Here is a 4,711-nt window from a genome sequence, read left to right as displayed (position 1 = left end):
TGGAAAGGGCAAGCACACACAAGTAACTCAAATTCGCTATCGCTCTTTGGTTCTTGTGGCTTGCAGGGGGCGACCCCCTTGACCCCCAGTGTCGGCTAAAGCCGATTAGGGGCAAGCCCCTAAAACCCCAGTTTGTGAAGTCAAAGGAAAAAATCTTGAAAAGCGAGCAACGAGCCAAGCGGACAAACTGTGTCATGCTTAGATTTACTGATGATGAGTTTAAGCCGTTCGCCAATCAAAAAAACCTAGCCACTACCCTGCGAAAAATGGTGTTAGGTATGCCACCGCCACCACCAGCACCACCGCCCAAATATCAAAAAAAAGTTGTTGTTGCCGACCCAGCCATTCTGCGTGAGCTAGGCAAGATTGGGGGCAACATGAACCAAATCGCCAAAAAAGTGAATTCGATTGATGATAGCTTTGCACGCATTGAACACTTATCAATGCTTGCAGTTATTCAAGAGCAACTAGACGAGCTATTAGCCTATGTTTCTCAAAATTCTGAAAAATAGGGGTGCTGGCAGTGCCACCGCCACCGCCAATTACTTGATGGATAAAGACCGTGATAGAGATGGGGCAAGGGTTATCAAGGGCGATTTGGAGCTGACAACGCAAATTGCCGAAAGCCTAGATTTTAAAAACAAATATACGGTTGGCGTTTTGTCGTTTGAAGAAAGCGAGCTTGCCGAGCAGACGAAATTAGAGATTATGGAGCGGTTTGAGCAAACTTGCTTTGCAGGGCTTGACCGCCAGCAATACAACATTTGCTGGGTTGAACACAACGACAAAGGGCGTGTTGAGCTGAATTTCTTTATCCCAAATGTGGAGCTTGAAAGCGGTAAACGATTTCAACCGTACTTTGACGGCACAGACCGAAAATTATTCGACAGCTGGAAAAACACGATTAATCACGAATTTGGCTTGTCTGACCCCAACGACCCAGCAAAAAAGCAGGCTTTGACGGTTCAATCAACGCTACCAGCCGACAAAAAAGAGCTACAACAAGCCATCACAGACAATCTAATGGCTAAAGTGATGGTTGGCAAAGTATCCAGCCGTGATGATGTAGTCAATGAAATCAAAGAAATGGGGCTAGAAATCGCACGCTTGACCCCATCAGCTATCAGCATTAAAGACCCAACAGGGGGCAAAAATATCAGATTAAAAGGCGAAATTTATGAGCAAAATTTCAGATTTGACGAAAGCTATCAACGACAGCACAGCGAAAGAATTGCAGAATATCGAGCAACAAGCACCAGCCGTTATCAAGCAGACTTGGCAGAATATGCAAGACAGCTTGAAAAACGCTCAAAATATCATGCAAGCCGATTTGAAAGAGCTACAAGCGAGCAACAGCAAGGCTTTGAGCGAAACAGCGACCGAACTCAAGAAACAGCACGCCAAGATATTGGCGGACAGCCAAGCACAGCTGGAAGCACTAGCACAACAGATGATACAACCGCTAGAGCAGATACAGCAGAACAGCAACGAGAAAGCACTCACGATAGCCAAAAACCGCTGGTTTTGGGTGATATTGGGCTTAGTGGGGGCTTTGGTGCTGGTACTGATGATTTGGAGCATGATATTAGCAAAGAACATCACAGCACAGCACGCAGAATTGACAAACATCAAACAAGCCGTGAACCAGTCGCCAATCCAAGCCCAAGCCCTAGCCAAAGTTCAGATTGGCAAGAACGACGATGGGACGATTTGGATAGAACCCAAGAACCACAAGAAAGCCGAATTGGGCAAATCGACAGACGGCAAGCCCCTAATGTTACTGAAGTGAGAAAGCAACATGAGCAATCAATTCTTGAACGAGTTGCAACAGCAACTACAACAGCTGAAAGATACACACAATCAGCAGATGACGACTTTGAACGACGAAAACGAGAGATTGACAAGACTGTTCAAACAATCTCAGACATTGTTTACCGAGTTAGAGCAAAAGATAGCGACCCTGACGAGCGAGAAAGACAGCTTGCAAGCACAGCTCAAGCAATCGAACGCCACCAACGAGAATTTGACAGCAGAAAATCAACGCTTGAGCGACTTACTCAACGACTTTCAGAACAAGTTCAGCAGATTAGAGAGCGATTTGCAGAACTTGCAGAAAGTATCAAAAAATCCGCTAGCGAGCTGACGGCAAATAATAGAATAAATTCTATTATTTCAGCCGAGCCAGCACCAGCACCGCCACCAATTGAGCCGCCAACCGCCAAAAATCAGCTCAAAATCGGCAAAATGTGGACGATAAAAGAGCTGAAAGACGCTGGATTGAACAGCCGACAGGCGGAATTGGTGTCAAACGCCCAAAAGAAAACACAGCAATTCGGCAGTAGCAAGAATGGCGAACGCTTGCAAGCGTTTCAAAAGCAAGCGTTACAGCACATCGAGCAAGGCACGATTGACCAGCATATCAGAGATTTACAAGACAAAGACAGGGGGCGTTAATGCACGATGATGATATTTTAGCGAGCATATTTGCTGATGATGACCCAATAGAGCCGACAGCGGAGCAATTGGAGCTTTACGAGCAAGCAAAAAATTTGGCTTACTTGGCATTGCTAGATGATGATGAAATGGCAACAGATGTTCGACAGTGAACAATTAATTGTTGATTTGTAAACTACATTGCTTTATTATGTAATGCAGTTATTAATACCATTTAGGGTGTAGTATGAGCGAAAGCAAGAAAACTTCTATCACTTTTCGACTTGATGAGAACTTAGCCAAGCGATTTAAAGAAATCGCAGAGAGCAACAATCGCACTCAATCGCTACTTTTGAGAGATTGGATAATTGAATATGTCAAAAAAAATCAGCAAACCGAGCTGAAATTTTAACACTTAATCTAGCGATATTTGCCAAGCCGTGATAAATTAAAGGCGTAAAAAAAGCAGGTTGGCAGACCTGCGATTTTTACTAGTTTATTTTGTGGCTTGGCAACTATCGCAAACAGTCAAAACACAACCAAAATAAACACTCTCTATGTATATTTTACCTGTGTTTTGACTGTTTGCAACCATTTTTTTGGAATTTTTTGCAAATGCAAAGCACAATTAAACTCGACAACTTCTATAAAAACCTGCCAACCAAGCCTTATTGTACTGACGATTTAGGCTTTTTGGTCGTGCGTGGCAAAGATGTAGCGATGAACAAACGCTATATCCAGCACAATCCCCCCTGTTTCACTAGATATTTGATTTTCGATATTGACCGCCCTTTTGGCGTGACCGCTTGGCATGACGCTGGATTACCGCCACCGACTTGGACGACACAGAACACAGAAAACGGACACGCACACATAGCATACGAGCTAACAGCACCAGTATGCACCACTGCACACGCTCGCCAAGATCCGCTACGCTACTTGGCAGCGGTGCAAGCAAGCATTACTAGGGCATTGGGTGCTGATGTCGGCTACACTAACTTCATCACCAAAAACCCACTTCATGACGACTGGCGAACGACTGTTTGGCGTGAACAGCCTTACAGCTTAGGCGAGCTTGCCCAAAACCTTGATTTAACCACCCCTTTGACTTCAAAAGAGCTTGAAAGCGGACTTGGGAGAAACTGTACGCTATTCGACACGGTGCGAAAATGGGCGTATGTTGAGATACGCAAATTTAGGGGTGCTGGTAGCTGGCAGAACTGGTTCAATACCGTTTTGCAGTATTGCAAGCAGGTCAATCAAGGGTTTACCCAGCCATTGCCGTATAATGAGATTTGCCATACAGCAAAATCAATCGCTAAATACTGCTGGCAGAACGACACATACGCCTATAATCGCTTTATTGAGCGACAAAGTCAAAGGGGTAAAAAGGGCGATAGCAGTAAAGGCGGATTGGCAAGGTCAGCCCAGTACGCCCAACAGCGACAAAGGGCGGTGATGTTGTATCAGCAAGGGTTAAAAATCAGCGTTATTGCCAAAGAATTAACAGTTCATAGAAATACGGTTAAAAGGTGGATTGATGAAGTTTGATATAGATGGGAAAACTTTCTATTCTTATGTTACCTACATTCAGCAGACTAGAAAGTATAGCAAGAATTGGGCGTTTGTAATGTACAAAGTGAATTTTGGCAAATGGGTTGATAAAGATACACGCGATAAAAACATTCCCCAAGAGCCTAGCAAGGATTTTTTGGAATGGTTAGATGAATATCAGTACAGCCCCAAAAAAATGCACTAGTGCAACCAAATTCAGATAATAGCCCCTTTTAGGGGCGTTTTCTTAGCCAAGCCGATAGGCTTGCCATTATCGCCCTGCGAGCCGTTTATAGGCTCGGCGAGCGGTGGCGATGGTGCTGACCGCCGTGGCGGGGCGGGCGGGCGACCTTCAGGGCGTATCGCCAAGCCCAGCACCGACACAGGCAGGCGGTCTTGCAGAAAATTAAGATAACGATAGCTGGCAATCGGTGATGTTCAATCGTGGGGCGGTTTTTTTGTTATTTTTTCTAAATTATCCTAATTACCCTATATAAATTTTTCGTCCTTATCTTACCCATCATTCCCCCTATATATAGTACAGTGCTTGCTATTATCATCAATATCTAGTATTATTGCCTTAAGCCGTTTTAGGCAAAGTATTGGAAAGGGCAAGCACACACAAGTAACTCAAATTCGCTATCGCTCTTTGGTTCTTGTGGCTTGCAGGGGGCGACCCCCTTGACCCCCAGTGTCGGCTAAAGCCGATTAGGGGCAAGCCCCT

6 protein-coding genes are annotated in these 4,711 nt (G+C 44.8%); all 6 read left to right on the top strand.

What is annotated here, in order from left to right; all coding sequences use genetic code 11:
* The first annotated feature begins 155 nt into the window (after positions 1–155).
* Complete coding sequence (locus tag AZ602_RS09785) at positions 156–512, top strand: MobC family plasmid mobilization relaxosome protein (RefSeq protein ID WP_103034731.1); 357 nt, start codon at positions 156–158, stop codon at positions 510–512.
* Positions 487–2,454: a relaxase/mobilization nuclease domain-containing protein gene (locus tag AZ602_RS09780; protein ID WP_103034730.1), complete on the top strand. Its 1,968-nt coding sequence runs from the start codon at positions 487–489 to the stop codon at positions 2,452–2,454. Before AZ602_RS09785 ends, AZ602_RS09780 begins: the two co-directional genes overlap by 26 nt.
* A complete protein-coding gene (locus AZ602_RS10090; RefSeq protein WP_158245131.1) occupies positions 2,454–2,606 on the top strand; it encodes a hypothetical protein in 153 nt (50 codons plus the stop codon). The genes AZ602_RS09780 and AZ602_RS10090 overlap by 1 nt, the downstream gene beginning before the upstream one ends.
* A 74-nt stretch (positions 2,607–2,680) precedes the next feature.
* Positions 2,681–2,845 carry a ribbon-helix-helix protein, CopG family gene (locus tag AZ602_RS09775; RefSeq protein ID WP_103034729.1) on the top strand — a complete coding sequence of 55 codons (165 nt, stop codon included), beginning with the start codon at positions 2,681–2,683 and terminating at the stop codon, positions 2,843–2,845.
* A gap of 203 nt (positions 2,846–3,048) precedes the next feature.
* Positions 3,049–3,984 carry a replication initiation protein gene (locus tag AZ602_RS09770; protein WP_103034728.1) on the top strand — a complete coding sequence of 312 codons (936 nt, stop codon included), beginning with the start codon at positions 3,049–3,051 and terminating at the stop codon, positions 3,982–3,984.
* On the top strand, positions 3,974–4,192 hold the full coding sequence (locus AZ602_RS10250) for a hypothetical protein (RefSeq protein WP_103034727.1): 219 nt from the start codon (positions 3,974–3,976) through the stop codon (positions 4,190–4,192). Before AZ602_RS09770 ends, AZ602_RS10250 begins: the two co-directional genes overlap by 11 nt.
* The last annotated feature ends 519 nt before the right edge of the window (positions 4,193–4,711 follow it).

The sequence above is a fragment of the Moraxella sp. RCAD0137 genome, assembly GCF_002894025.1.
GTDB classification, from domain to species: Bacteria; Pseudomonadota; Gammaproteobacteria; order Pseudomonadales; family Moraxellaceae; genus Moraxella; species Moraxella porci.
This window is presented reverse-complemented; position numbering and strand designations above follow the sequence as displayed.

Excerpts from the sequence above, each read along its gene's own strand:
- AZ602_RS09770 (WP_103034728.1), top strand. The coding sequence starts at position 3,049 with ATGCAAAGCACAATTAAACTCGACAACTTCTATAAAAACCTGCCAACC.
- AZ602_RS09780 (WP_103034730.1), top strand. The coding sequence starts at position 487 with ATGTTTCTCAAAATTCTGAAAAATAGGGGTGCTGGCAGTGCCACCGCC.
- AZ602_RS10090 (WP_158245131.1), top strand. The coding sequence starts at position 2,454 with ATGCACGATGATGATATTTTAGCGAGCATATTTGCTGATGATGACCCA.
- AZ602_RS10250 (WP_103034727.1), top strand. The coding sequence starts at position 3,974 with ATGAAGTTTGATATAGATGGGAAAACTTTCTATTCTTATGTTACCTAC.
- AZ602_RS09775 (WP_103034729.1), top strand. The coding sequence starts at position 2,681 with ATGAGCGAAAGCAAGAAAACTTCTATCACTTTTCGACTTGATGAGAAC.